General features: G+C 42.4%; 26 protein-coding genes and 1 pseudogene. 16 read left to right on the top strand and 11 right to left on the bottom strand.

Annotated features, from left to right (window positions below; all coding sequences use genetic code 11):
- Together IEY42_RS08775 and IEY42_RS08770 are read left to right on the top strand one after the other, a co-directional pair.
- Positions 1-351, top strand: coding sequence for a P-II family nitrogen regulator (locus IEY42_RS08775; RefSeq protein ID WP_188924894.1), 351 nt, complete (start codon positions 1-3; stop codon positions 349-351).
- A complete protein-coding gene (locus IEY42_RS08770; RefSeq protein WP_188924893.1) occupies positions 348-749 on the top strand; it encodes a CBS domain-containing protein in 402 nt (133 codons plus the stop codon). Before IEY42_RS08775 ends, IEY42_RS08770 begins: the two co-directional genes overlap by 4 nt.
- Positions 750-754: 5 nt before the next feature.
- On the opposite strand, the gene IEY42_RS08765 is transcribed toward IEY42_RS08770, so the two are convergent.
- Positions 755-1,630: a LysR substrate-binding domain-containing protein gene (locus IEY42_RS08765; protein ID WP_188924892.1), complete on the bottom strand. Its 876-nt coding sequence runs from the start codon at positions 1,628-1,630 to the stop codon at positions 755-757.
- A 142-nt stretch (positions 1,631-1,772) separates the two neighbouring features.
- Here IEY42_RS08765 and IEY42_RS08760 point away from each other — a divergent pair, with 142 nt between their 5' ends.
- Entirely contained in the window at positions 1,773-2,087 is a 315-nt protein-coding gene (locus IEY42_RS08760; RefSeq protein WP_188924891.1) for a putative quinol monooxygenase, read from the top strand.
- A 3-nt stretch (positions 2,088-2,090) separates the two neighbouring features.
- A complete protein-coding gene (locus IEY42_RS08755; RefSeq protein ID WP_229779990.1) occupies positions 2,091-3,113 on the top strand; it encodes a Gfo/Idh/MocA family protein in 1,023 nt (340 codons plus the stop codon).
- Here the strand turns inward: IEY42_RS08755 and IEY42_RS08750 are convergent.
- Together IEY42_RS08750 and IEY42_RS08745 are read right to left on the bottom strand one after the other, a co-directional pair.
- Positions 3,075-3,479, bottom strand: a pseudogene (locus tag IEY42_RS08750) (NUDIX hydrolase). The gene IEY42_RS08755 and the pseudogene IEY42_RS08750 overlap by 39 nt on opposite strands.
- 48 nt (positions 3,480-3,527) lie before the next feature.
- On the bottom strand, positions 3,528-3,962 hold the full coding sequence (locus IEY42_RS08745; RefSeq protein WP_188924890.1) for a hypothetical protein: 435 nt from the start codon (positions 3,960-3,962) through the stop codon (positions 3,528-3,530).
- A gap of 394 nt (positions 3,963-4,356) precedes the next feature.
- On the opposite strand from IEY42_RS08745, the gene IEY42_RS08740 reads away from it, so the two are divergent.
- From IEY42_RS08740 to IEY42_RS08695, 10 genes are read left to right on the top strand one after another with little or no spacing between them, the layout of a single operon-like run.
- Entirely contained in the window at positions 4,357-4,833 is a 477-nt protein-coding gene (locus tag IEY42_RS08740; RefSeq protein WP_188924889.1) for a Rap1a/Tai family immunity protein, read from the top strand.
- The gene (locus IEY42_RS08735) at positions 4,830-5,351 is read left to right on the top strand and encodes a Na+/H+ antiporter subunit E (RefSeq protein ID WP_229779988.1); all 522 of its coding nucleotides are present in this window, start codon (positions 4,830-4,832) and stop codon (positions 5,349-5,351) included. Before IEY42_RS08740 ends, IEY42_RS08735 begins: the two co-directional genes overlap by 4 nt.
- A 3-nt stretch (positions 5,352-5,354) precedes the next feature.
- Complete coding sequence (locus IEY42_RS08730) at positions 5,355-5,636, top strand: MrpF/PhaF family protein (protein WP_229779986.1); 282 nt, start codon at positions 5,355-5,357, stop codon at positions 5,634-5,636.
- Complete coding sequence (gene mnhG / locus IEY42_RS08725; RefSeq protein WP_188924888.1) at positions 5,629-5,988, top strand: monovalent cation/H(+) antiporter subunit G; 360 nt, start codon at positions 5,629-5,631, stop codon at positions 5,986-5,988. Before IEY42_RS08730 ends, mnhG begins: the two co-directional genes overlap by 8 nt.
- The gene (locus IEY42_RS08720) at positions 5,985-6,965 is read left to right on the top strand and encodes a DUF4040 domain-containing protein (protein ID WP_188924887.1); all 981 of its coding nucleotides are present in this window, start codon (positions 5,985-5,987) and stop codon (positions 6,963-6,965) included. The genes mnhG and IEY42_RS08720 overlap by 4 nt, the downstream gene beginning before the upstream one ends.
- Positions 6,962-7,321: a cation:proton antiporter subunit C gene (locus IEY42_RS08715; protein WP_188916495.1), complete on the top strand. Its 360-nt coding sequence runs from the start codon at positions 6,962-6,964 to the stop codon at positions 7,319-7,321. The genes IEY42_RS08720 and IEY42_RS08715 overlap by 4 nt, the downstream gene beginning before the upstream one ends.
- Positions 7,322-7,326: 5 nt before the next feature.
- Entirely contained in the window at positions 7,327-8,817 is a 1,491-nt protein-coding gene (locus IEY42_RS08710; RefSeq protein WP_188924886.1) for a monovalent cation/H+ antiporter subunit D family protein, read from the top strand.
- The gene (locus IEY42_RS08705; RefSeq protein ID WP_188924885.1) at positions 8,814-10,280 is read left to right on the top strand and encodes a monovalent cation/H+ antiporter subunit D family protein; all 1,467 of its coding nucleotides are present in this window, start codon (positions 8,814-8,816) and stop codon (positions 10,278-10,280) included. Before IEY42_RS08710 ends, IEY42_RS08705 begins: the two co-directional genes overlap by 4 nt.
- Before the next feature lies 1 nt (position 10,281).
- Entirely contained in the window at positions 10,282-10,596 is a 315-nt protein-coding gene (locus tag IEY42_RS08700; RefSeq protein WP_188924884.1) for a hypothetical protein, read from the top strand.
- Positions 10,586-12,295, top strand: a complete 1,710-nt coding sequence (locus IEY42_RS08695; RefSeq protein WP_188924883.1) for a Na(+)/H(+) antiporter subunit D — start codon at positions 10,586-10,588, stop codon at positions 12,293-12,295. Before IEY42_RS08700 ends, IEY42_RS08695 begins: the two co-directional genes overlap by 11 nt.
- A 381-nt stretch (positions 12,296-12,676) precedes the next feature.
- Here the strand turns inward: IEY42_RS08695 and IEY42_RS08690 are convergent, their stop codons facing one another.
- From IEY42_RS08690 to ppsA, 8 genes are all read right to left on the bottom strand, one after another.
- Complete coding sequence (locus tag IEY42_RS08690; protein WP_188924882.1) at positions 12,677-13,333, bottom strand: Bax inhibitor-1 family protein; 657 nt, start codon at positions 13,331-13,333, stop codon at positions 12,677-12,679.
- Positions 13,334-13,481: 148 nt separating this feature from the next.
- The gene (locus tag IEY42_RS08685; RefSeq protein WP_188924881.1) at positions 13,482-14,078 is read right to left on the bottom strand and encodes a YqiA/YcfP family alpha/beta fold hydrolase; all 597 of its coding nucleotides are present in this window, start codon (positions 14,076-14,078) and stop codon (positions 13,482-13,484) included.
- Positions 14,079-14,253: 175 nt separating this feature from the next.
- Positions 14,254-14,838: a hypothetical protein gene (locus IEY42_RS08680; RefSeq protein WP_188924880.1), complete on the bottom strand. Its 585-nt coding sequence runs from the start codon at positions 14,836-14,838 to the stop codon at positions 14,254-14,256.
- Between the two features lie 73 nt (positions 14,839-14,911).
- Positions 14,912-16,261 (bottom strand): M24 family metallopeptidase, encoded by a 1,350-nt coding sequence (locus IEY42_RS08675; RefSeq protein WP_229779985.1) that lies wholly within the window; start codon positions 16,259-16,261, stop codon positions 14,912-14,914.
- A 516-nt stretch (positions 16,262-16,777) separates the two neighbouring features.
- Entirely contained in the window at positions 16,778-17,197 is a 420-nt protein-coding gene (locus tag IEY42_RS08670) for a MarR family winged helix-turn-helix transcriptional regulator (RefSeq protein WP_188924879.1), read from the bottom strand.
- 294 nt (positions 17,198-17,491) lie between these two features.
- Positions 17,492-17,929, bottom strand: coding sequence for a DUF1285 domain-containing protein (locus tag IEY42_RS08665; protein WP_188924878.1), 438 nt, complete (start codon positions 17,927-17,929; stop codon positions 17,492-17,494).
- A gap of 10 nt (positions 17,930-17,939) precedes the next feature.
- Positions 17,940-20,990, bottom strand: coding sequence for a D-2-hydroxyglutarate dehydrogenase YdiJ (ydiJ, locus tag IEY42_RS08660; protein WP_188924877.1), 3,051 nt, complete (start codon positions 20,988-20,990; stop codon positions 17,940-17,942).
- A 117-nt stretch (positions 20,991-21,107) separates the two neighbouring features.
- Positions 21,108-23,477 carry a phosphoenolpyruvate synthase gene (gene ppsA / locus IEY42_RS08655; protein WP_188924933.1) on the bottom strand — a complete coding sequence of 790 codons (2,370 nt, stop codon included), beginning with the start codon at positions 23,475-23,477 and terminating at the stop codon, positions 21,108-21,110.
- 126 nt (positions 23,478-23,603) lie between these two features.
- Here ppsA and ppsR point away from each other — a divergent pair, with 126 nt between their 5' ends.
- A complete protein-coding gene (gene ppsR / locus IEY42_RS08650) occupies positions 23,604-24,416 on the top strand; it encodes a posphoenolpyruvate synthetase regulatory kinase/phosphorylase PpsR (RefSeq protein WP_188916508.1) in 813 nt (270 codons plus the stop codon).
- Positions 24,417-24,620: 204 nt separating this feature from the next.
- Positions 24,621-25,685: a 3-deoxy-7-phosphoheptulonate synthase gene (locus IEY42_RS08645; RefSeq protein ID WP_188924876.1), complete on the top strand. Its 1,065-nt coding sequence runs from the start codon at positions 24,621-24,623 to the stop codon at positions 25,683-25,685.
- Positions 25,686-25,970 lie beyond the last annotated feature (285 nt).

The raw sequence follows: 25,970 nt of genomic DNA, 5'->3' as shown, positions 1-25,970 counted from the left end.
ATGCGCTTTAAATTAATTGTCGCTTTTGTCGACGAAGACTGTACCGACGAAGTGCTCGATGCCGCGCGTTTTGCTGGAGCCACTGGCGCCACTGTCATTAATCATGCTCGTGGTGAAGGCTTAGAAAAAAAGAAAACCTTTATGGGCCTTACCTTAGATGTACAGCGCGATGTGATTTTATGGTTGGTTGAAGAGCATATGTGTCGCTGTATTTTAGAAACCATTGCCAAAGTGGGTGAATTTGATACCAACTCAGGTAAAGGTATTGCGATTCAAATTGATGTTGAAGATGCCGTAGGTGTGGCTCATCAGGTAGAAAAGTTAACTAAAGACATTGAGGACCAAATATGACAAAGTCAGCCCCTACCCTTAACCGCGATGTGATGAATAACCGTTACGCCATGGTGGACGGTATGCATACAGTTGCGGAGGCTATTCAAGTTGCCGTGACCAAAAATATCAGTATTTTGGTGGTCGATAAACGCAACGAACATGACGAATACGGCATGGTTTTAATGAGTGATATTGCCCGAAAAGTGCTGGCAAAAGACAAGTCGCCAGAGCGCACCAATATTTATGAGATTATGATAAAACCGGTATTTTCTGTACCTGCCGATATGGATGTTCGCTATACCGCAAGGTTATTTGAACGCTTTAATGTTAATAAAGCTCCAGTAGTAGAGTCCGGAAGTATTTTGGGCTTTGTAACCTATAAGGATATTGTTCTTAAAGGCATGATTAAGTCTTAAAAAACTTATTGCTCAGCAAGCTGCTCAACAATAAACGTGATTAATGAACGCGTTTTTAACGGCAAATTTTTATCTTTATACAATAAATGAATCGGCATGGCTTCTGGTGGGGTTAAACTCGTAATATTAACCAAGAAGCCATCCTCTATTGCCTGTTTGACCACAATACTAGGTTGTAACACCACACCCAACCCATCAATGGCAGCTTGTGTCAGTACTACCCCACTGTTTGACGACAACCTAAAATCCCGTTTACCAAATATTTGTTGATGGGCCACTGACAATGAACCATTGCTCGAATAACTAAACCCAAGGCATGGATGTGTATGTAAATCAGTATTAGTTGTAATTGCTGGATGATTGGCTAAATATTCAGGGGATGCACAAAATTGCATGTGATAATCCATAATATGCCGACCAATTAACGCAGAATCTTCAAGCTCACCAATGCGCACCAAAATATCAACACTGTCTAACATCGGGTCGACAAGGTTATTGTCTAAACGTAAATCAACATCGACTTGCGGATAAGTTAATAAAAAACGATTCACAATGGGTGCCAGTACCGTATTACCAAAACTCACTGGTGCATTAATCTTAATGCTGCCGCTAATCGTGCCCGTCATATTTTGTAAGGTATTTTCAGCGGCAGTAATGGCTGCCAAAATAGTTTTACATTCTTGATAATATAATTGGCCAGACTCACTTAATGCTTGCTGACGTGTGGTGCGATTGATTAGCTTAACGCCTAAATAGCCTTCTAACTGATTGATGTGCTTGCCCACCATAGTGCGGCTAATATTAAACTGATGCGCCGCCGCAGCATAATTACCCTGCTCAGCTACGCAGCTAAACACTTGCATCGCGGTTAATTTATCCATAGTGCCCCTCAATCATTTATGCCAATGATTATAAATTAATACCAAAGATTATAAACCTATAGTGTTTTCTGTAAACGCCATTGATTGATGTTGATTTTAAGAAAACTGGTTTACGATGAGCCATCATTATTGAGGAGTTGTTATGGATTACAAATTAGATCAAGCAGGCATATTTATCACCGCTGAAATTCACATAAAAGATGACGTACCGTTAGCCCAGGGCCTTGCTGCAATCCGTCAATTTTGCGCCGACATGAATAGCGAACCCGGCTGCTCACTTGCCATGGCAACTCAACATAAAACTCACCCTAAGCAATTTGTGTTTTGGGAGCGTTATGATGATCAAGCCGCCTTTGATACCCATTTTGCTGCACCTCACACTCAAGCCTTTATTAAAGCGGGGCTCACCGAACTCAAACAAGCCTTTGACTATCAACACCTAGCCACCGAGGAGTAACCAATGAGTAAAATGATTAATTGGGGTATTTTAGGCACCAGCTTCATTTCTGGTGTAATGGTAGATGCGATAAAAGCCCAAGGCCAAAGTCAGATATATGCAGTTGCAGGCCGTAACACCACAACGTTAGCTGAGTTTGCAACGCAATATAACATCGCACATCAATTTACTGATTTCGATGCATTAATTAACGATCCATTGGTGGATGTGATTTATATTGCCCTGCCGAATCATTTGCACCACGAATATGTCATTAAAGCGGCCAATGCGGGTAAAGCTATTTTATGTGAGAAGTCCCTGTCGGTCGATATGCCATCAACCATTGCCAGCCTTGATGCGGTTAAGCAAAACCAGGTGTTCTTTTTAGAAGGGCTAATGTATCTTGCGCATCCTTTTATGCAGCAGTTAAGTCAAACGCTAGCATCTGGCGTCATTGGCGACGTAAAAAGTATTCGTGGCCAATATTGTGCGGCTATCAGCCAATTTGTTAATCCGGCCAGTCTTGGCGCATTGTTTAACCTTGGTTGTTACCCTGCATCATTAATGCAATTAGTCATGCAGCAACAATTTGGTAATAGCGTCAGCCAACAATATCAACTGCAAGCAACAGGCCGACGCGGACAAGATGGCAATATTTGTGAATCTACGGCTATTGTGACTTATGCAAACGGCGTGCAATGTCATTTACACACAGCAGAAGATTATGGCTTACACGCAGGGTTTACCATTTTAGGCAGCTTAGGAAGTATTGAGTTCACCTCAAATCCCTGGTTACCAGAAGCTCAAGGCAATCATTTTTCAGTAAGGTTATATGAGCAAGATGCTGACATTGTTAATGTTGAAGCCAAAGGCAATGGTTTTTACTACCAGGTAGAAGCGGTGCTAGCGGCGCTAGACAGTAAGCAACACACAGTGGCAAGACCATTAGCACAATTGCAAGATTCGCACGATATTATGAGCATGTTAACCACTTGGCATCAAGCGGCTTTAAAAAGCTGCACTGAAAACCTGACCATTAAAGGTTAGGCAATCGTTAATTCGTTGTTGCTGCACCGCAGACAGGTCGGCAATAACGAAGAATGCATAGTCACTGTGCTCATTACTTAACATTATTTGAGCTGACTCTGGTAATTCACAGCGAAAGATAAACGCTTGCGATTGATAAGCAGAGTGAAAATACCCCCCAGATAAATAGTTCACCTTCACCAAACAACCTAACTATTCTTTGCACTCTCGCAGTAATGCCTGATGAATGGTTTCATTAGGATCAAGTCCGCCACCCGGCAAGCCCCAATGCTTGTCACCATAATTGGCTTTTAATAACAACACTTGACCATCGTCATTAGTGATTACGGCATGGGAGCTGGGTCTAAATTAATCGTTAAAAGCCATGATGGTTTTCCTATTATAAATAGAACCTTGATATTTGGTCTTGGAAAACTACCGCCATAACTGCCTTGTTCCAAGTAAATAGTAAATACCATAGATGCAACAAACGATTGACCTCACCAACCAAAAAGCCATAGAGTTTTGATGGATCTCGGGGGCTGACGTGAAAAAAGGCACAATTAACCCCGCCAAACCACGAATGAGATATACAGCAGTGATTAACACTAAACATGTTTTTAGAAGCGGTAGCTTAACAATTAAACCCGCGCCCGAAAATGCGTAAAGCCCCCAAACACAAAGCATAGCTGCGATAATTAATGTGACAATGGTGGGATACGTATCACCGGCAGCAGCCATTTGAGCCATGTTTTCACCAGCACCAAAGAAGCTATACCAGTCTGGGCCGCCAAATATACAACTGATGTGTAGTAAGGCAGCAAAGAGACTTAAGCAACCTGCGATAACGAGTAAACTATTCTTTTGCATTCAAAATCCTTTTTGCTAATGGCTCCGCTTTGAAGTATGTAATAGTTAGTGTAGCTAAGCGAAAACGAGTTCAACATTAGTCGCTTATTCGCGATGAATTTTTAAATGGTTTGCATAACGAACCTTGTTGGTAGCTTGTTTGTTACCTCCCATTGTTCAGTGGCCATTTAGAACTACGCAGTAAAAATATCGGCGTTGACTTAAGATATGCCCTGCGGCCAATAATGTCCTAATTGAACTTACCTTATGACTCCCGAATGTACTTTCTCTCATCTAATGTTTTCTCTCAAAATACATCATCAATTTTTTATTGATAAAAAAAACTAAACTAAACTAAACTTTTAATACTATGATTAATTGTATAAAGTTAAATCATTAGAAAAAAAGGATTTTTATGTCAAAAAACAGTTTCCCCTTAATGGCTTTCGCTTTCTTGGCCATTCAATTATTCTCAGTACCACCCGCTAAGGCAATAGAAGTACTGACGGCTCAAGAACTTTCATCGCACTGTGCACTGTTTAATTCTGAACCAGAAAGCGCTGATGGTCAGTATTGTGTCCGCTATATTCAAGGCTTTATAGATGGTGCAATAGCGACCGATGCAAGAGTCATGCCAAATGCGGAAAGTGCCCTAGCAAGTAAAGAAACCTTCTCGGAACGCGCGATTCGCACCCGTATGCCTAACCGTTTAGACCGTTCTAGAGCCGCAGGCTTAGCCGGTTTTTGCCTCGGAGATCCACTGCTATTACGTGATGTAGCTAACGTCATCGTCGCCGATATAACAGCCCAAACAGATAGCAGCGAAGAAAATGCACCTGCGATGGAAGTCGTCTATAAATCTTTACTGAAAAACTACCCCTGCAAACTATGAACTTAACTCTAGTCCGCCATACGTTTCAACGCGGCGAAACAAGACTCTCGTCTGTTTTGCTACTTCTGCTTATTTTAGCAATATCTTGGCTTCTCTGGTCGGGACTCTACAAACCACTCGTCATGAGTTTGGGTGTTTTGTCCTGCTTGCTCAGCATTTACTTAGCGCATCGTATGGGCTTTTTCAGGAATAATACAAATTTACTTAGACTGATGCCTCGCCTGCCTGGCTATTGGTTGTGGCTGCTTCGAGAGATTATTATTTCGAGTCTGGACGTTACCAAGCTAATCCTGAAACCCTCAATGCCTATAAGCCCCACCGTAGTTGTGCTTGAAGCGGAAGCTAAAACGGACATGGGCCAAGTTATACTTGGCAACTCCATTACCCTGTCTCCGGGAACCGTCACGTTAGATTTATACAAGGGGAAAGTATTGATTCATTGTCTGACCAGTGAAAGTGCCAAAGAATTACAAAAAGGCGAAGCAAATCGGCGAGTCGCAGCACTGGAGCCCCGCTAACTTATGTATATTGTTGTCTCTATAGCCATTTTGGTGACCATGGTATTGGCCCTAGTGAGAGCACTTAAAGGGCCAAGCGTTTACGATCGCGTACTGGCAGTCAATGTGTTTGGTACCAAGACCGTGTTGTTACTGTCCGTCATTGCATTTCTTTACGGACGGCCTGATTTTCTTGATCTTGCGTTGGCCTACGCCCTGATCAATATGGTCGGGATTCTTGCAGTATTAAATTTTTTCCAAAATCGTTCCCGAAGAAAGTCTGATTCCGAGGCAGAAAATGATTGATTTTGCGTTAGATATTCTGAGTTGGATTTTACTCGTTCTCGGGGGCGGCTGCGTGTTAATCGGCGGTATAGGCGGCCTGCGTCTGCCAAACTTTTACACCAGAATTCATGCCGCTAGCCTTACTGATACCATGGCAACTATCTTAATTTTTGTTGGTATGATCCTACAAGCCGGTTTATCTCTAGCCGCAATTAAACTGTTTGCTATTATGCTGTTTTTGCTGCTGACAGGCCCAACGGCTACCTATGCGTTGGCCAATGCCGCGCTATTATCGGGTCTCAAGCCAGACGATGGATGTGCCAGCGACGCACCCAAGGCTAACAACTTACCCAAAGAAGGGGCTGGAGAATGATATTAATTTTTGCGCTATTTCTACTGACCCTTCTCGTCATTACCGCTATTGCTATAGTGCGCACCGACGACCTGTTTGTCGCGGTAATGCTGACATCTATTTTCAGTTTACTCATGGCGGCCAACTTTTTTATTTTGGACGCTGCTGATGTAGCACTAACAGAAGCTGCGGTGGGCGCTGGAGTGACAACGGTAATCTTCCTCTGTGCATTAGAGCTGACTGGTGACCGGGAAAAAGCTCGAGTTGGAGGTCGGTGGGTCGCTCTAGGTACTGTTGGCGTTCTGGCATTGCTAATAATATACGCCACTTTCGACAAACCACGGCTCGGCGATCCTGATGCCCCTGTGCATCAACATCTAGCGCCTTGGTATCTAGAAAAAACGCCTGAGTATATTGATATTCCCAATGTGGTCACCGCCATACTTGGCAGCTTTCGAGGTTATGACACGCTGGGCGAGGTGTTTGTTGTTTTCGCTGCTTGTATCGGTGTTTTATTCATTCTTGGTGTGGGCCCTTCACGAAAAAAGCAGTCAGTGATTAAAAAAAGTAGTGGCCTACGCCACCATCTGATCCCCCAAGTGATCGGCCGACTGCTAATCCCGTTTATCGTGTTATTTGGCCTTTATGTACAATTCCATGGCGAATATGGCCCCGGCGGAGGATTCCAAGCGGGTGCAATTATTGCCACTGGCGTAATTCTTTACGCGCTGCTTGAAGGCGAATCCGAAGCATTGCGCGCAATACCTCGCGGGATGCTGTTGGGTATGGTTATAGGCGGAGCATCGCTATATGGCGGCGTGGGTGTGGTTTGCATGTTGATGGGAGGAACATTTCTAGATTATTCAGTACTAGCCGCTGACCCTGTGTTTGGACAACAGCTGGGGATATTAATTATCGAGGCCGGCGTTGGCATGGCCGTTTGTGGTGCACTTCTGGCCATTTTCCATGCGTTCGCAGCCCGTGAGAGATTGTCATGAAACTATTAGAACTGCTGGGCTACTTCAATTATTGGGTATTCGCTATCATTTTAACGGTGGGACTGTATACCGTGATTAGCAAAACCAATTTGATAAAAAAACTCATTGGATTATCTATATTTCAATCTGCTGTATTCCTTATGTATATCACTATGGACAAGGTAGAAGGTGGGACAGCCCCCATCATACAAAGCGGTGTAGAAGATCAAATATTTTCAAACCCAGTACCGCAGGTACTGATACTAACAGCCATTGTTGTTGGAGTATCTACCCTCGCATTGGGACTGGCCATGGTTGTGCGTATCAAGGAATGTTATGGCACGATCGAAGAAACCGAAATTTTGGATGCCGACTGACTACTATGGATTTATTAGCACACCTTCCAGCTTTGCAAGTTGTGATACCGATGTTGTCGGCACCACTTATCGTCATGTTACAACCGCGAGGTTTAGCTTGGGCCGGAGCAACTGCCGTGGCACTAGTGAGTTTTTCCATCGCCGTTGCGCTCACTTTGGCCGTTTTAGACGGACAAGCCCTTCAATACGCTATGGGCGGCTGGCCAGCACCTTATGGTATCGCACTGTCGGTTGATCCGTTTAGTGCCATTATTTTGCTGGTAATTACGGGAGCGAGCACAGCTGCTTTACTCGCTGCCAAACCAAGCATTGATCAGCAAATTGAATCAGAACGCCAACCACTTTTCTATGCGGCCTGGCTTTTGGTTTTATCTGGACTGGTGGGTATTGTCGTATCAGCAGATGCCTTCAATATTTTTGTTTTCATGGAAATTTCATCTCTGGCCAGCTACATATTAATTGCTGGAGGTCCAGACCGTCGCGCTCTTCCAGCCGTATTCAAATATTTAATGATGGGTACCATTGGCGCAACCTTTTATCTAATTGGTGTAGGTTTAATCTACATGATGACCGGCACGCTTAACTTAGCCGATATTCAAGATCGCCTCGGTGATGTGACCGATATAAATCCAGTGCTAGTTGCTGCGGGATTCATCACTATTGGGTTGGCCCTTAAAGCGGCGGTGTTTCCTTTACATGTATGGGTGCCAAACGCTTATACACATGCTCCACACATGGTGACTGTGTTTCTCTCTGCTTGCGCGACCAAGGTTGCACTGTATGTACTTATCCGATTTGACTATATGATATTTCAAGCAACGCTTGAGGATCACCAAGTTCAGTTCGCATTGTTTGCGATGCCTTTGGCAATTCTCGGAATACTGATTGCTTCTGCTGTTGCGATGTTCGAAGGGCATCTTAAAAGGCGGCTTGCTTCATCATCTATAGCACAAATAGGCTATATTTTGCTTGGTGTTAGCTTTGTCAGCATGGCTGGACTAACCGCCAGCGCAATGCATATGTTCAACCATGCGCTAGCAAAAGGTGGCTTATTCCTGGCAGTTGCTTGTCTAGCTTATCAGTATCGTGATTTGCGCCTAGATCAACTCGGTGGTGCTGCTGCTCGTATGCCCTGGACTTGTGCTGCTTTTGTTGTGTGTGGTTTGAGCTTAATCGGCGTGCCTGGTACTGCAGGGTTTATTAGTAAATGGCTCCTTATCATCTCAGCTTTGGAAAGCGGTCCTTGGGGGGGCGGGCTAGTCGCAATTATTCTAGTCAGCTCCTTGATGGCGGTGGTTTATGTTTGGCGCATCGTTGAGGCGCTTTACTTCCAAGCTCCTGTCGAAGGAGAAGGTCCAACATCTGAAGCACCAATACAAATGTTATTAGTTACCGGTTTTATTGCACTACTCAATATATACTTCGGACTGTTTCCACAGGTTCCATTAGAACTTGCAAATAGTGCCGCAGCCCTTCTATTGGAGGGTACAAATTGACACCTGAAACTACCATATTAGTCGCCATTAGTCTTCCTCTAGTAGGCGCTCTCGCCATCGCCCTTGCTGGGCGAATAGGCCCTAATATTCGCGAAGCTGCAACCGCTATTACGTCTGTTTCACTAATCTGGGTTGTTTGGGGACTCATCTCTACTCTTATGGAAGGCAAAAGACCCTCAATAGAAGTAAGCGAGGTGATGCCTGGGCTAAGTATTGCATTTACTGTTGAACCTCTGGGCATGCTATTTGCAGCATTGGCATCTGGGCTTTGGCTTATCAACTCGATATATTCCGTTGGCTACATGCGCGGTAATAAAGAGAAAAACCAAACTCGATTTTTTGTATGCTTCGCGTTAGCTCTTTCAGCCACTGTTGGTGTTGCTTTCGCTGGCAATCTATTCACTCTATTTTTATGCTATGAATTATTAACACTCTCAACATACCCCTTAGTCGCACATAAAGGCGATGCAGCTACGATACGTTCGGCAAGGATTTATCTGGGTGTTTTACTGAGTACATCTATTGGTTTGTTCCTTCCTGCTATCATCTGGACTTATACCGTGGCAGGTACAGGAGATTTTACTGTAGGCGGGATCCTCGCGGGTAAGTTAAATGACCCAGAAATAGGGTTGCTTCTGGCACTATTTGTATTTGGTATTGGCAAAGCGGCTGTGATGCCGATGCATAAATGGTTACCCGCCGCTATGGTAGCCCCCACCCCTGTGAGCGCCTTACTCCATGCCGTTGCGGTAGTTAAATCAGGTGTTTTTGCTATCACTAAGATAATCATTTATATATTTGGTATTGAATATCTATTTGAATCACCGAGCTCAGAATGGCTTTTATATATAGCAGCATTTACCATCATTGTTGCGAGTCTTGTTGCATTGCGCCAAACCAACATCAAACGTCTGCTAGCCTACTCCACTATTGCCCAGTTATCTTATGTTGTCATGGCCACAGCTATTCTTAAGCCGCTCGCTGAAGTTGGTGCCGCCTTGCATATGGTCGCTCATGCTTTTGGTAAAATCACATTGTTCTTTGCTGCTGGCGCAATTTATGTTGCTTCTAAAAAGACCGAAATCCATCAATTACGTGGTATTGGTAGACGTATGCCATGGACAATGGCGGCGTTTACAATTGGTGCATTAAGTATGATTGGTGTCCCTCCCACTGCGGGGTTCGTTTCCAAATGGTACATTTTAGCCGGCGCTTTCGAAGCAAATAATCTCGTGGCAGTATTCACCATCATTGCCAGTACCCTTCTTAATGCCGCTTACTTTTTGCCGATTTTATACCTAGTTTGGTTTGAACAAGAAAATGAAGGTGACAAGGAGCACGGGGAAGCACCGTTTTTAGCTGTATTGGCATTGACTCTCACCGCCATACTGACACTCGCTTTCTTTTTATTTAACGGTCCAGTCATTGAATTGGCAAGCCAAGTTGTTAAGGGGCTCAGTTAAAATGAATGACGAAAAACAATTACACTGGTTAGTACGGCCGTCAACTATTCGTAAGCTCTGGATTGGTTTCAGTGTTGTACTGACCTTGGTGGTACTTGCGCAAACAGTAATATACGTTAAAGGTTATTTCGGCTTTGATGGCTGGTTTGGGTTCGGTGCAGTTTATGGATTTGTCAGTTGCCTAGTGATGGTATTAATAGCGAAATTATTAGGGCTATTTCTCAAACGTCCTCAGGACTATTATGATGAACCAGAACAAATTAAAACCTCAGTACCCAGTCATGACAAGGTAAAGGAGAATAGCAATGGGGTTTGAATTTTTCTCTCCAGCATTTATCCTGCTAATTGCTGCTGTACTGATATGTTTGGTTAAAGGGCACGCACGAACAACTATCATCTTAATCGCCCCAATGATTACCTTGTTGGCCATATGGCAGGTCCCTGACGGAGTCCAGAGCACGGTAAACTTTCTTTCATACAGCATTGAACCTGTCGAAGGTAGCCCGCTAAGGAGATTGTTTGCGGCTATTTTTTCCATAATGGTCTTTGTTGGAGGTCTGTTTTCATTTCGTATAGCACGTTGGTATGAACTTGCCGCAGCCTTTACATACGCTGCAGGTGCTATAGGAGTCTGTTTTGCAGGCGATCTTATTACCATGTTCGTTTACTGGGAACTCATGGCAATATTCTCTACTATCGTTGTTTGGTGTGGTGGTACGCCCGGTTCACGCGCAGCTGGAATGCGTTATGCCATCATGCATTTTCTCGGTGGCGTAATACTTAATGTGGGAATAGTCGGTGTCGTACTTGGGACTGGTTCTATCCAAATCCAACCTATGCTGGCAACAGATTTCAGTACATGGATGATACTTATTGGCATATTGATAAACGCAGCAGCACCGCCAGTGTCAGCTTGGCTAGCCGATGCATATCCAGAAGCCACACCCACTGGTTCAGTATTTTTGTCGGCATTTACAACTAAAACAGCTGTACTGGCACTGATATTATTATTCCCAGGCGAATCAGTGCTGATTGGCATTGGTCTATTTATGGTTATGTACGGTATTATTTTCGCATTATTGGAAAATGATGTACGTCGTATCCTTTCCTATTCTGTAGTTAACCAAGTCGGATTTATGGTTGTTGCCGTAGGTATTGGCACTGAAATGGCACTTAATGGGGCTGCGGCTCATGCTTTTGCACATATTATATATAAAGCGCTACTGTTTATGAGTGCTGGTGTTGTTATATACCGCACAGGGAAAAATAAATGTATAGAGTTGGGGGGGCTATTTCGCACCATGCCACTTACCTGCGTTTGCGGTATTATTGGCGCGCTAGCGATTTCAAGTTTTCCACTGACTTCAGGCTTTACAACAAAAAGCATGATCTCCCAAGCTGCTATCGATGGAAACTTAGTGTGGGTTTACATGGCATTAACCGCCGCGTCGGCCGGTGTATTTCTTCATGCTGGCATCAAATTTCCATGGTTTGTGTTTTTCCAAAAAGACTCAGGGTTAAGACCAAAAGATGCGCCATGGAATATGGGGCTGGCGATGATCATTTTTGCTAGTATGTGCATTTTACTGGGGGTATTCCCAGAATTACTTTATGCCCTATTACCCTACCCTGTTGATTACCAACCTTACTCTATTGGTAAAGTGCTGTTCTACCTGCAGTTGCTGCTATTTTCAGGATTGGCTTTCTTCGTATTATTGCCACTAATGAAGCGAACCATGACGATTAGCCTCGACACAGATTGGCTTTGGCGACGTGCGGGCTTTTCATTGGTTAAATTGATCGAGCGAGCACTTAGCTCACTAGGTGAAATTGTTACGCAACAACAAAACCGCTTGCAGGAACTTTTACAACGTATGGCAGTGCGTTATCTAGGCCAACCGCATACAGCAGATAGCCAAGAGCGCAGCGTGTTCGCGCGGTCTTGGCGTGTGGGCACTACTGTACTATGGATCGCTGGGTTGCTATCGGCCTACGTATTGTTGTATTACTTTTAGCTTCAATGGGAAAAATGTTTCATTTGACTCCATTTAGCATAATAATTTTTAAATTTCTGTGTTTTAATAACGACAAACTCAGGCGGAGTTTTAGCAAAAATCAATATAGCAGTACAAATAAACATAACACTCTATGGGAAGCTTTTATGGTGCTGCAACATAGAAAAAGAGCCCACTAACTCAAAATGAACTAGCCACTTATATCCGCTTTACCTTTGGTACTAATGAAAGCGTCAGGGACAATCACGCCTATCGTTAAAATTCCTGGGTAATAGACTGTCAATGTCCGGCTCTTGTTTGCACTGCTCATCAAGGCAATCTATGATCTAATCAAATGGGATTAGCTTCATTTGAACGCTGATAAGAATCGTTCTTTGAAGACTATTTTCGCCCTAAAATTCTAAGTATTCGTAAAAACAAATTGATGATGTCCATATACAAGGCTGCAGCGCTATCGACGGCGTTATCAACTGTTTTCGGGATTGCATTAGCTCGAGCCCAATCATAGCCAATATAACCACAAAAAATCAGCGCGACAATCCAGTCTAAAATGCCATGATGGGTATTAAAAATAAATATTTCAATGAGCTCCACGACAATCACACAAATCAACGCAATAGTTAATCCACCCGCTATCTTTTTAAAAAATGCTGGATACATTGAGCCTAACAGCATCATCACAAACGTTACCATGCCGGTAACCCTAATGGCCTCTTGCACAATATCGGGATTATATTGGCTCACCACAAGATTAATAATCAACCCAAACGGTACCACCACAAAGTTATAGCCAATAAAGCTCACAATAGGCTTATCTGATTTGCTAAAAAGGTAAATACCAAAGAAACACGAAGCAAAATAACCAATAAAGAAAATAATAGGATTAATGCTGCTGATTGATTCAACCGAAATGTTCAGCACCATAAGCCAATTGATGGCAAAACCCCATAACAGCGTTGAGCCAATGATAAAATTGTAAGTAGACCCACTGATAATTTTGTCATTAGTGTGGGTTCTGTTAAATACTTCGACTTCCATTCTACATCCTTATAAATTGAGATTTTATGCTGATTTGAGCATGTTCAATATCAAGAGCGATTGAGCTAGCCTTAAGATTTCCCATTATTACACAACACTCTGTAATAATAGCATTATTTATGAAATCCTCTTTTCTAATTTGAAAAAGCTAATGGTTAATATCTGTCTCATTCACTACACCATAAATAAGCGCTGCATTACTTACAAATCTCTCAATGATTGGAATAGCTTCATTCATATGAGAAAAGCGGTGAGTACCCCCCTCAAAGCAATGAACCTTAAACTGGTCTTTTAATTGACTATTTGTAGCAACTGAATCTAACAACTCATCTGCCATATCTAATAAAATCAAACCGCAACCTTGAGCAGAAAAATCAGTATACGCATCAACAGCTTCTGGTGTTAACTCATAATTTTCACCATAATAGGTTTGTCCAAATCCAATATATTTTTGCAATGTAACGTTAGGTGATATAGCTGGATTTATAGATACAAAAGGTACCCCAATTTGAGCTCCAATTCTATTTGCCCAATATCCACCAAGGCTTGTACCGACGATAAGATCAACTTGAAAGTCCGTACAGGCGTTCATCAACTGTTTTTCAATCAAACTTGGCATTGATGTGTAATCAACAGTAATCCCTTTAACCTCTCCTAAATAGCTTAATGCCTTAACTTTGTCAGATTGAGGATCAAATCGACTACCAAAACCGTGAATGTATAAAATTACTATTTTTGAGTGCATTTTATTCCACTTAAAATTAACGCTAAATAACTTACATGCACTTCTTTATTCACAAGCACAAGTTAAAATCCAAAGATATAATAAATCATAGGGTTTAGCAGGTAAGAGATCCTGCTCAAATTGCTCAGCCTAATTAGCTCATATCCATTATTGGTAAGAGGGAAACTGATATCAGCTAGAGTTTTGCTATTGTCATATTGCTATTCACAAACATCAATTGCTCTACCACTCTTAAAGCTGAAACCTCATAATTTACCGAAGATTCGAACTTTGAATGGATTACCTTAAAATCCAAATCTGCTGAAACTCGCTCACATAAGTCCAAGTATTGCCAATACATGTCTACTTTTTCAATGAGGTATTTATGCGACTTACCAAGAAGAAAATAGCACACTCGACTATCCCAAATGGCGTATACCTTTGGATTGATAAAATGTAAGAGCTTTGACACACCCACAAGAGAATTGTTGATCAACGACTTAAGAATAAGGATTTCATTACTTGAAATACGCTCTGGCAATCTCGCTTTATTGAGTATTTTCAACGACTCGTCAAAGTTATTTGACTTAAAATTCATTATCGTCGGCATCCACCCGTATGTGAAATTGGCTCCTATAATCAAATCTTGCTCTGTTAACTCATTTTTATCACTGAAGTAGTTAACAAAATGACGGTATGATCTGTGATAGGTATGTTCTGGGTCTTCATATTGTAGAGAATCAGCATGTTGCAAAATGTCATTCACGTTTATGTTATTCATAGCGTCTCAAAAAGAATATTTACACCGATGTGTAGAGTGTTTAAAAATAACGTTAACTGAGCTGGTAGCAAAATCAGCTCTTTACAGGTTTGATGAGTAATAACTCTGTTTGTCTGCCATTGAGATACCACACACCCGATTGATCAAAAATGGCATCCTCTTCCAGCATAATCCTGATCTCTTTATTCCATGCGTCGATAAAAATAGCGTTGTTTAACTCAATAGCATAAGCGGTGTTTAGGTGTAATGGATAATCACCATCGCCAGGTACGCCCTGCTGCGAATCCCACATCCCCAGTGTGGTGCCAGCACCATGGCCATGATAGCCCAGCGGATGTGTGTATATTGTTGGGGTTAATCCTTGTGAAATGGCCAGATGACGAGAACGTGCTAATACCTGGTTACCCGTTAGCCCTTGAGCGAATTGCCCGGTAAATACATCTTGAAGTTGATTGCCAGACAACAACGCCTTTTGCAAATACTGCGGCGCTTCAGTCTCACCCGGTTTTAATACATAAGCATGTTGTTGGGTATCGGTATTTAAGCGTAAATAGCTTATCCCAAAATCTACATGCAATAAATCGCCAGGTAAAATGACTTGTGTTTCATCGCCATGGCTTAAGTCTGATCCGTGCTCGAAACTAACATCAGCTCCTCGCTGAATTGAAACGGTTGGGTGAAACCAAGTTTGTAGCTTAAGTTCAACAACACGTTCTCTCAGCCACCACACGACATCGTCAGTGGTTGTTTGTTCGGGCGTAATCACTTTGTTTGAAAAGGCTTCGGCAATGATAGAGTGTGCCAATTTTACAATATCTTTGTAAACTGCAATTTCTTCTGGAATACGTTGCTCTAACCACCCAATGGCAACTGATTCTGCCGAAACAATTTTGCTTTTATATTTTTCAGGTAAATGCGCTAACAGGTTATCTTTGTCTGTGGCAACAAGCCCGTCAGCATGTGCCCAGTGTTCAGATTGATTAATACCAATACTATTAGGTTGATAGCGTTCAATTAATACATTAAGCGCTAACCATTGATTAGGCTGTGTTGTTTTATCCCAGGCTTTTTCAAAAACTTGACCAACGTTATAAGGGGCAATGGCATGAGCACCTATTGTTCCGTCATTTTTACGAGCAAACACCAGTATTGTTGTACGGCGTGCAGATATCCATGTGGCAGGTAATAGCGTTTTAATGACGGGGTCTTCATTGTATTCACGGCTAATGATGACCCACATATCTAACTTATGTTCATTCATTAATATGGGCAATAATTGATCAACCCGTTTAGCTAAAATATCGTCGATAAATGTTGCCCTGTCTCGCATGGGCAAAACCTTAACTGCATTGGCTGAAAATGAAGTAACAGAGACAGTTAAGGTCAGTAGAAATGATAAACAGATCCAATTAAAAAAACGCACAATTAACTCCTTTTATTAGCGATAATGTTGAATGCACACCGCACACAACCCATGACTTAAACGGATTGATATTAATATAAACAAAATTCACATCTCCGTATTCAAGTTTATTCAATATTGTAATAAAGAATTTAACGTTAACTGTTGTGAATGGAGTAAAGAAAAATACCATCTTCCATAAAACAACGCCTAAAATAACTGAGATTGCCCTCGGTTATAATAAAAAATCACTTTAAACGACTATCATAGACCTACGGTTTTGCTTAATGAGTGGCTAATCCCCGATAACAATAACTCACAGTAAAATAAAGTAAGAACACACCTATTTTTTAGACACTTAGTAGGGATAATGAGTAAGGTCACCAGCGTAAGTTTACAACTTACGGCCATTGCTCTGGTTTGGGGGATGCGCCACGACGTTTGTAGCCGCGGGCCATATTTGAAACACGTTTGGGGACAAAAAAGAGTCAGATACACTAACTTAAAAGGGATAAAAGCAACGCTGCACTCAAACCTTTATTGGCTAAACTGATTCACTTTATTCAACAGGCGCATAAATTCACCTTGCTCAGCTTCGGTGAGTACCGCTAAAAAGAGTTCATTGACCCACTCAGCTTCGTGCACTAAATCCTGCTCTAATGCTTTACCGCTGTCGGTTAAAAAGATTTGAAAAGCACGGCGATTGTCGGCTTCTTGATGACGGGTGATAAATCCCTGCACTTGCAGGTTATCGAGCAGGCGAGTCATAGTGTAATTAGCCACATCACAACGTTTTGATAGCTCGGTTTGGCTTAAGCCCTCTTCTTGCCATAAAGCAAATAACACTGGCCAAAGTTTGCTGTCTAACTCATAACGCTTTAAGCGCGTGTCGAGTTCTTGCTGTAAGGCAATATTAAGATGAGAAATCAGGTAGCTTAAACTTTCAAATCGTTTCAAATGATACCTCCTACATCGTCATTGGCATGTTCAGTTTGCATCACTATGCTCAGTAACTAAACTCGCGCTAACAAATTAAGATTACCATGTCTATACGTTAAGAGAAGCTCTTTAGCCTTAGTTTGAATGAACATATAGTTAAAAAAGTTTAACCGCTTGTATTTATGACGATAAATATTAAGGTGAGTCATTGTATTGCTCACAAGGCACATTTATGCGCCATAAGCTAGTGATTACAATTCCAAGTGTGCCATTTACAAGCCAAAAACTGTTGGGAAGCTGAATAGCCTCACGTTAATCAAATGAAATGTATTCATTAATGTATCGGTAATAACAAGCTCGATTAAGCTTACCGGTTAATCCCCTTATTAATGGCACATAAATACCATCATCTGTCACGATAATATCTGCAATATTAACCGGTGGAAGTTGCGTGCCAATACTACTGAAAAAGGTTAATTGAGTCGGCTCTGTCTTGTGTTGATAATCAACCATTATTAATGGGTGTTGCTCTACGCTGACTTTGACTTTTTCAACTGGGGTAATTAACAAATATTCATTGTCGATGCAGTGCAAAATACTGCTGAACAATGCAGCAAACTTCGTTGGCAATGGGCTGTTGAGATACAGCCAATCACCATTTTCTTGGATATGAAACAACACATCATCACTGCACAACGCTACCCCATCAGGATGAGTAAATGCGTTTAATGCCGTTGTTTCATCTGCCATGTTATTAGCCTTATGAGTTGAGTAATTTAAGCAAAGCTTCAATTGGATGTTGAGGTTTAAAGCCTGCAAAGCGTTTAACCTGGCTTCGACAAGAATATCCCGACACTAACACTTGGCTGTTTTCAGCAATATCGGCAATTCCAGACTGCCATGACATATCAAATAGCTGCTTTGAGCGTTCAAGATTTTCAAGCTCATGGCCATAGGTACCCGCCATACCACAACAGCCTAAGTTCACGCTATTAAGCTTAGCGCCAAAGTGACTAAAGATGGCTTTCCACTCATTGGCTGTATTAGGTTTTGCCGTCGATTCAGTACAGTGACTAAACCAAGTGTATTGTGGTGCGTCGTTGGCTACTGGGTTTGCCTCAGTACGAGTAGCTATGACAGAGCTTAGCCACTCATTAGCAAGTTTAACTTCAAATGGACCACGACGTTGACCTAGTGCCTCTTTATATTCATCGCGATAACACAATACCAACGCAGGGTCGAGGCCAACCATTGGCATGCCAAGCGCGTGAACACGGTTTAAAAAGTCGGCGCTGTCTTGGGCTGTTTTGGCAAACTTGTCTAAAAAGCCTTTTATGTGTGTTGGTTTACCATTCGGTTTAAAAGGCAATAATACCGGCTTTAAACCCAATTTTTCAATTAGTTGAACAAAACGATAAACCAAGCCTGCATCATAAAAGCTATTGAATGGGTCTTGCACTACCAGTACATACTGACTGCGGTCTGCTTCTGGGATCGCGCACAAAGCGTCTAAATCATAACCCCGACTCACATGGCCATCTAAGCGTTGCTTGAGAGTAGGAACTGACAACTTAGGCGCATCAACATAACCAATGGTCTTTTTAATCACCCATTGGCTCAATGGGTTTTGCGATGCAAAATTTGTCAGTTTAGGGATTGATGCCATTAACGGTAATGAATCTTCAATACCGGCCACTAGGTAGTCTTTTGCTGGACGTAAGTAACGTTTGTAATAAATATTAAAGAACTGCGCTCTAAATTTAGGCACATCGACCTTAACCGGGCACAGCCCTGTACAGGCTTTACAGGCCAGGCAGCCTTTGAGTGATTCCATCACTTCATGAGAATAATCGTAATCACGTTGGTTATTTATGGTATTTTGGGTGCGCTGCATCCAACCTAAAGATTTAGACTTTGCAAGCTCTTCAACATCAACACCTTCAGCTTCAAGTAAACGCAACCATTCACGCATTAAGCCTGCACGGCCTTTAGGTGATTGCACTCTATCGCCTGTCACCTTAAATGATGGACACATCGGTGAGTAACTGCTGTAGTTAAAACACAAGCCATTGCCATTACAGTTCATGACATCTGGAAATGCATCTCGCGTTTGTACCGGAATTTGTCTGTCGAAACTGCCACGCTTGGCGCTGTCGACATTAAACATTAATGGACCCGACTGTGGCGGCGCCACTAACTTACCTGGATTTAAACGATTGTTGGGGTCAAACCAACCTTTAATTTGTTCAAGCACGCCGTATAGTTCATCACCAAATACGTCTGGGCCATATTCGCCACGAACACCTTTACCGTGTTCACCCCACATTAATCCACCATATTTAAGGGTTAATGCAGCCACTTGATCGGAGATGACTTTCAGTAATTTTTCATCGTTTTCATCGCACATATCGAGTGCGGGGCGCACATGTAACACACCGGCATCAACATGACCAAACATGCCATATTGCAATTTATGGCTATCGAGTAGCGCACGAAACTCCATAATATAGTCGGCTAGGTTTTCAGGTGGTACGGCGGTGTCTTCAGCAAAAGCAAGCGGTTTACGACTGCCTTTTGTGGCGCCAAGTAGCCCTACGGCTTTTTTACGCATGGCGTAAATACTGTCAATGCTGCTGCGATCGCCAGTAATTTGAAACCCCACTAAACCATACTGTTGTTGACTGAGCTGATCAGTCAACATGGCCTCTAAATTGGCCACCTTACTTTTGACATCACTGTCGTCACCCGCAAACTCAACCATGTTAAGGCCTTCGATCACCTTATTAGGGACAGCTTTAATTTCATCGGCGACTGAATGCCAAATAATATCTTCGCGCGCAAGGTTTAATACTTTTGAGTCAACGGTTTCAACCACTGTAGCTTGAGCGCTAACCAGCGATGGTGCGTGGCGTAATGCTGATTCAAAAGAGTCATATTTGATATTGACCATCATCCGAGTCGCCGGTAATGGCGTTAGATTTAGCTTAACTTCGGTGATGACCGCCAATGTGCCTTCTGAACCCGTTAAAATGCGTGATAAATCAAACTGAGTTAGCTCGTTGTTCCACACATTTTTTAAGTCATAACCGGTTAAAAATCGATTCAACTTAGGAAAGCGCTCAATAATAGTGTCGCGTTTTTGCTGACAAACACCAGCAATTTGGCTGGCAATAATATTGGCCAGAGTGTTGTCACCATGAGGCTGATTATCAATAGCTTCGGTAGAAAGAGGTAGTGTGTTTAATACGCTGCCGTCTACTAAAACGCTGGTTACCCCTAATACATGATCTGAGGTTTTACCGTAAACCAGTGAACCAGCTCCCGATGCATCAGTATTCACCATGCCGCCAATTGTGGCACGATTAGACGTGGATAAATCAGGACTAAAAAACAGTCCATGAGGGCGTAATGCATCATTTAAAGCATCTTTAATAACACCAGCTTGTACCCTTGCCCAGCCCTGTTTGACGTTAATTTCGAGTACCTGATTAAGGTGGCGAGACACATCTAATATCAACCCATGGGTTAAGGATTGGGCATTGGTACCAGTACCACCGCCACGCGCACTAAAAGTAACCGATTTATACTTTGGCTGTGATGCTAGCGTCAGAGCAAGTTCGACATCTTGTTGATGTAATGGATAAATGACTGCTTGAGGTAAAAATTGGTATACCGAATTATCGGTAGCTTGAATAAGCCGAGCGCTGTATCGCTTGTCTATTTCACCCTCAAACTCACTTTGTTCAAGCGCGTCAAGGTAATCTAGATAGATAGGTTCTAATGTTTGTTTATGTGATAGTAAAGGTAACATAGAGGACTTATTCATTATGGGTATATTGTTGTCATTATAAACAAAAAAAAGCCGCTAAAAAGCGGCTTTTGTTGCAACGTGATAAAAATGCAGGTTGGACTGCATTTTTAACACTAATTATCCATGAGCTTCGGCTAAATATAACCAAGTATCGATAACAGTGTCAGGGTTTAATGACACAGTGTCGATGCCTTGCTCAACTAACCAAGCCGCAAAATCTGAATGGTCTGATGGACCTTGACCACAAATGCCGACATAAGCACCTTTGGTTTTCGCCGCTTTAATGGCCATAGACAGCAATATTTTAACGGCATCATCACGTTCGTCAAACAAGTGGCTGATAATGCCAGAATCACGGTCAAGACCAAGTGTTAACTGAGTCAAATCGTTTGAGCCGATAGAGAAACCATCAAAATGCTCAAGGAATTGGTCAGCTAATAAGGCGTTAGATGGAAGCTCACACATCATGATAACGCGTAAACCATCTTTACCACGCTCTAAGCCTTGCTCTTTCAGTAATTCGATAACTTGTGATGCTTCTTTAACAGTACGAACAAATGGGATCATCACTTCAACATTGGTTAAGCCCATTTGGTTACGAACACGTTTAATGGCTTCACATTCAAGCGCGAAACAATCGCGGAATGATTCAGAAATATAACGGCTAGCACCACGGAAGCCCAACATTGGGTTTTCTTCTTCAGGCTCATAACGCTCACCACCGACTAAGTTTGCGTATTCGTTAGACTTAAAATCTGACATACGTACGATGACTTTTTTCGGGTAGAAAGCAGATGCAATTGAAGCAATACCTTCAACTAGGCGAGCAACATAGTATTCAACTGGCGAGTCGTAACCGGCAATCATGTCATTGATTTCAGATTGTAGCTCAGCCGTTTGGTCGTTGAATTCAAGCAAGGCTTTAGGGTGAATACCGATCATGCGGTTAATGATGAACTCTAAGCGTGCTAGACCAACACCTTCGTTTGGCAAACGAGCAAAGTCGAATGCGCGATCAGGGTTACCCACGTTCATCATGATTTTCATTGGTAATGATGGCAATGTATCAACGCGGTTTGTTACCACCTCAAACTGTTGCTCACCAGAATAAATCAAACCAGTGTCACCTTCAGCACAAGATACCGTCACTAAGTCACCGCTCTTAATACGGTCAGTCACGTCACCACACCCCACAACAGCAGGTACACCTAGTTCACGTGCGATAATCGCAGCATGACATGTACGGCCACCACGGTTAGTTACGATGGCGCTCGCGCGCTTCATGATAGGTTCCCAATCTGGGTCTGTCATATCTGTTACTAATACGTCACCAGGCTCAATTTGGTCCATGTCTTCAATTGAAGCTAAAACTTTAGCCACACCTGAACCAATTTTATGACCAATAGCACGACCTTCTGAAATCACATCGCCTTTGGTTTTTAAGTGGTAACGTTCAATTAATTGCACATCCTCACGGCTACGAACTGTTTCAGGGCGCGCTTGAACGATATACAACTTACCGTCGTTACCGTCTTTTGCCCATTCGATGTCCATCGCACGGCCATAATGTTGCTCAATGGTCATGGCTTGTTTAGCCAGTTCCATTACTTCGGCATCATTAATAGAGAATTCGCGACGTTGCTCTGCGGCAACATCTTCAATTTTGACTTGCTTACCGTGTGAAGCATCATCTGAGTAAACCATTTGAATCAGCTTACTACCAATGTTACGACGCACAACGGCTTGATGTCCTTGCGTTAAAATTGGTTTGTGCACATAGAATTCGTCAGGGTTAACCGCGCCTTGCACTACCATTTCACCTAAACCAAATGATGAAGTGATAAAGACAACGTCGTTGTTACCTGATTCAGTGTCCATGGTAAACATCACCCCAGAAGCCGCTTTGTCTGATCGCACCATACGTTGCACGCCAGCAGATAAAGCCACACCTTGATGTTCATAACCTTGGTGAACACGATAAGAAATTGCACGGTCGTTAAAGAGTGATGCGTATACATGCTTAATTGCTAGCATGACAGCGTCGAAACCTTTAACGTTTAAAAATGTTTCTTGTTGACCCGCAAATGATGCATCCGGCATATCTTCTGCAGTAGCTGAAGAACGTACGGCAAATGAAGCGTCTTGCGTTTCACTTGATAATTGCTCATAAGCTTCACGAATAGCATTTTCTAATGCAGGCTGGAATGGGGTCTCAATCACCCATTGTCTGATCTGTGCACCGACTTTCGCCAGTTCATTGACATCATCCACATCCAATGTAGCCAGAATGTCAAAAATCTTCTGGTTAACTCCACTTTGTTCAAGGAATTCATTGAACGCATGCGAGGTCGTAGCAAAACCACCAGGAACTTGAACTCCTGCATTAGCTAGATTGCTGATCATCTCTCCAAGGGATGCGTTTTTTCCGCCAACCTTGTTTACATCACCCATGCCTAATTCTTGATACCAGAGTACGTATTGCTGCACAGTTTTATCTCCGCAAGTTTTTATTTCAGTGGCCACTTCACACGAGGGCAATAGCATCTTACACTCCCATACAACACGCGTAAATCTATAATTTTATTTGTAATTTTATTACTACAAGAGGTCATAATGACGCCAAAAGTATTTTATATCTCAGATGGGACCGCGATCACAGCAGAGGTTTTTGGTCATGCTGTACTTTCACAGTTTCCCATTGAATTTGAAGCACTTACAATTCCGTTTGTTGAAACGGTTCAACGTGCACAAAAAGTTAAACAACAAATAAATGATTGTTTTATTACAACAGGCGAAAGACCACTTGTATTCCATTCGATCATTAATCCCGAGATCCGCAATGTGATTTTTTCGAGCGAATGTGTCGATTACGACTTTTTGAATACCTTTGTTGCGCCACTCGAACAACACTTAGGGGTGCAAGCAAAGCCTATTTTGCATCGTACTCATGGTAAAAGTAATCACAGTTATGACACCCGTATCGATGCCATTAACTATGCGATGGAAAATGATGATGGCCAAACCATGAAACACATGGATAAAGCCGATATTATTTTATTAGGCGTGTCTCGCTGTGGTAAAACGCCCTCGAGTTTGTACTTATCAATGCAATTTGGTATTAAGGCTGCAAACTACCCCTTTACTGAGGATGACATGGATCATCTAAAGTTGCCGGAATCGCTTAAACGCAATAAATCGAAATTATTTGGCCTAACAATTGACCCACATCGACTGCATGAAATTAGACAAAGCCGCATGGAAAACAGCCGTTACTCGTCATTAAGACAATGTCGTCTTGAAGTCAAAGAAGTGGAAATGTTGTTTAAAAAAGAGCGTATTCCCTTTGTGAATACCACCAATCATTCGGTTGAAGAAATTGCCACAAAAATCCTCGACATTACCGGTTTAGATCGTCATATGTTCTAAAAAGTAAACAATTAGACCACGCTGAATTAGGTTAATTATTCATCAAAGACGAACTTAACCCTGGTTGATTCGTCTTGAACGCTTAGGGCAATCTGTTTTTTAACGAGTAGAATCCTAGGTGAAGCCTCGCATCTTTAACTTCTTTGGGTATATAATCCGAGGCATTATGATGCTGATGCATCTCACGATTTTTCGGTAATACGCATGACTATTAAAACAGATGAACTAAGAACGACCTTATTAAGCAAAGTTATCTCTCCTGCTCAGTTAGCTTCAGAATATCCTTTAACCCAAGACGCTGCGGATTACCTTGTTGCGCAACGTCGCGAAGTTGAGGCGATTATTGCAGGCGAAGATCAACGCTTATTAGTCATTATTGGCCCTTGCTCAATTCACGATACCAAAGCCGCGTTAGAATACGCTGAGAAGTTATCGGCATTGCACCATGAATTAAAAGACGACTTGTGTATTTTGATGCGAGTGTATTTTGAAAAGCCACGCACCATTGTAGGTTGGAAAGGCTTAATATCAGACCCTGATTTAGATGGCAGCTTTAGCCCCAATAAAGGCCTGCGCATGGCTCGTCAGTTGCTGCAACAAATTACCGAACTTAAACTGCCAATCGCTACTGAGTTTTTAGACATGGTAAACGGTCAGTATATTGCAGACCTCATCACCTGGGGAGCTATTGGTGCGCGCACCACTGAGAGCCAAATTCACCGTGAAATGGCCTCTGCCCTATCTTGTCCTGTCGGCTTTAAAAATGGTACTGACGGTAATATCAATATCGCAGTAGATGCCGTTCGTGCAGCTCAAGTACCACATATTTTTTATTCTCCAGATAAAGATGGCGCCATGGCTGTGTACCGTACTCACGGTAACCCATACGGTCACATTATTTTACGTGGCGGTAAAACACCAAATTATTCAGCACAAGATATTGAAGTGACTCGTGCACAGCTAGAACAAGTGGGTGTGACTCAACGTATGGTTGTTGATTTTAGCCATGGCAATAGCGAAAAGCAGCATAAAAACCAGTTAAACGTTGCAGATAGCATCATGGCGCAAATGCGCAATGGTAGCACTGCTATTGCAGGTATTATGGCTGAGAGCTTTATGATAGAAGGTAATCAAAAAGTGGTTAAAGGTGAGCCATTGGTTTACGGTCAAAGTATCACTGATGCTTGTTTGCATTGGGCTGATTCTGAAAAGTTATTGCGTGAATTAGCACAAGCCTCCCGTGACCGCAAAAACTTGCTTGCCAAGTAACACCTGTTCGCGTTAATCGAGTTCACAAAATAATGCCAGTCTATGAAGACTGGCATTTTTTATAATAGGAGATTGATTAAGTGCTGGTAATTGGACTTATTAAACACTTGATCCATCATCAACATTGGCCATCTATGGTTCATAACTTGCAGAATGATGTGCCAAAGAGGCTTGCGATAACTCTGCAAAGTAATGCTCAATCGTCATAAAGCTATCAACTAATCATAGACAGGATCTTTAGCGATAACGCTATATTTTAGGTAGAAAAAAGGCCTTATTTATGAT

It is taken from the genome of Shewanella algicola (genome assembly GCF_014648035.1).
Classification (GTDB): Bacteria; Pseudomonadota; Gammaproteobacteria; order Enterobacterales; family Shewanellaceae; genus Shewanella; species Shewanella algicola.
This window is presented reverse-complemented; position numbering and strand designations above follow the sequence as displayed.

Excerpts from the sequence above, each read along its gene's own strand:
- IEY42_RS08775 (WP_188924894.1), top strand. The coding sequence starts at position 1 with ATGCGCTTTAAATTAATTGTCGCTTTTGTCGACGAAGACTGTACCGAC.
- IEY42_RS08770 (WP_188924893.1), top strand. The coding sequence starts at position 348 with ATGACAAAGTCAGCCCCTACCCTTAACCGCGATGTGATGAATAACCGT.
- IEY42_RS08765 (WP_188924892.1), bottom strand. The coding sequence starts at position 1,630 with ATGGATAAATTAACCGCGATGCAAGTGTTTAGCTGCGTAGCTGAGCAG.
- IEY42_RS08760 (WP_188924891.1), top strand. The coding sequence starts at position 1,773 with ATGGATTACAAATTAGATCAAGCAGGCATATTTATCACCGCTGAAATT.
- IEY42_RS08755 (WP_229779990.1), top strand. The coding sequence starts at position 2,091 with ATGAGTAAAATGATTAATTGGGGTATTTTAGGCACCAGCTTCATTTCT.
- IEY42_RS08745 (WP_188924890.1), bottom strand. The coding sequence starts at position 3,962 with ATGCAAAAGAATAGTTTACTCGTTATCGCAGGTTGCTTAAGTCTCTTT.
- IEY42_RS08740 (WP_188924889.1), top strand. The coding sequence starts at position 4,357 with ATGTCAAAAAACAGTTTCCCCTTAATGGCTTTCGCTTTCTTGGCCATT.
- IEY42_RS08735 (WP_229779988.1), top strand. The coding sequence starts at position 4,830 with ATGAACTTAACTCTAGTCCGCCATACGTTTCAACGCGGCGAAACAAGA.
- IEY42_RS08730 (WP_229779986.1), top strand. The coding sequence starts at position 5,355 with ATGTATATTGTTGTCTCTATAGCCATTTTGGTGACCATGGTATTGGCC.
- mnhG (WP_188924888.1), top strand. The coding sequence starts at position 5,629 with ATGATTGATTTTGCGTTAGATATTCTGAGTTGGATTTTACTCGTTCTC.
- IEY42_RS08720 (WP_188924887.1), top strand. The coding sequence starts at position 5,985 with ATGATATTAATTTTTGCGCTATTTCTACTGACCCTTCTCGTCATTACC.
- IEY42_RS08715 (WP_188916495.1), top strand. The coding sequence starts at position 6,962 with ATGAAACTATTAGAACTGCTGGGCTACTTCAATTATTGGGTATTCGCT.
- IEY42_RS08710 (WP_188924886.1), top strand. The coding sequence starts at position 7,327 with ATGGATTTATTAGCACACCTTCCAGCTTTGCAAGTTGTGATACCGATG.
- IEY42_RS08700 (WP_188924884.1), top strand. The coding sequence starts at position 10,282 with ATGAATGACGAAAAACAATTACACTGGTTAGTACGGCCGTCAACTATT.
- IEY42_RS08695 (WP_188924883.1), top strand. The coding sequence starts at position 10,586 with ATGGGGTTTGAATTTTTCTCTCCAGCATTTATCCTGCTAATTGCTGCT.
- IEY42_RS08690 (WP_188924882.1), bottom strand. The coding sequence starts at position 13,333 with ATGGAAGTCGAAGTATTTAACAGAACCCACACTAATGACAAAATTATC.
- IEY42_RS08685 (WP_188924881.1), bottom strand. The coding sequence starts at position 14,078 with ATGCACTCAAAAATAGTAATTTTATACATTCACGGTTTTGGTAGTCGA.
- IEY42_RS08680 (WP_188924880.1), bottom strand. The coding sequence starts at position 14,838 with ATGAATAACATAAACGTGAATGACATTTTGCAACATGCTGATTCTCTA.
- IEY42_RS08665 (WP_188924878.1), bottom strand. The coding sequence starts at position 17,929 with ATGGCAGATGAAACAACGGCATTAAACGCATTTACTCATCCTGATGGG.
- ydiJ (WP_188924877.1), bottom strand. The coding sequence starts at position 20,990 with ATGTTACCTTTACTATCACATAAACAAACATTAGAACCTATCTATCTA.
- ppsR (WP_188916508.1), top strand. The coding sequence starts at position 23,604 with ATGACGCCAAAAGTATTTTATATCTCAGATGGGACCGCGATCACAGCA.
- IEY42_RS08645 (WP_188924876.1), top strand. The coding sequence starts at position 24,621 with ATGACTATTAAAACAGATGAACTAAGAACGACCTTATTAAGCAAAGTT.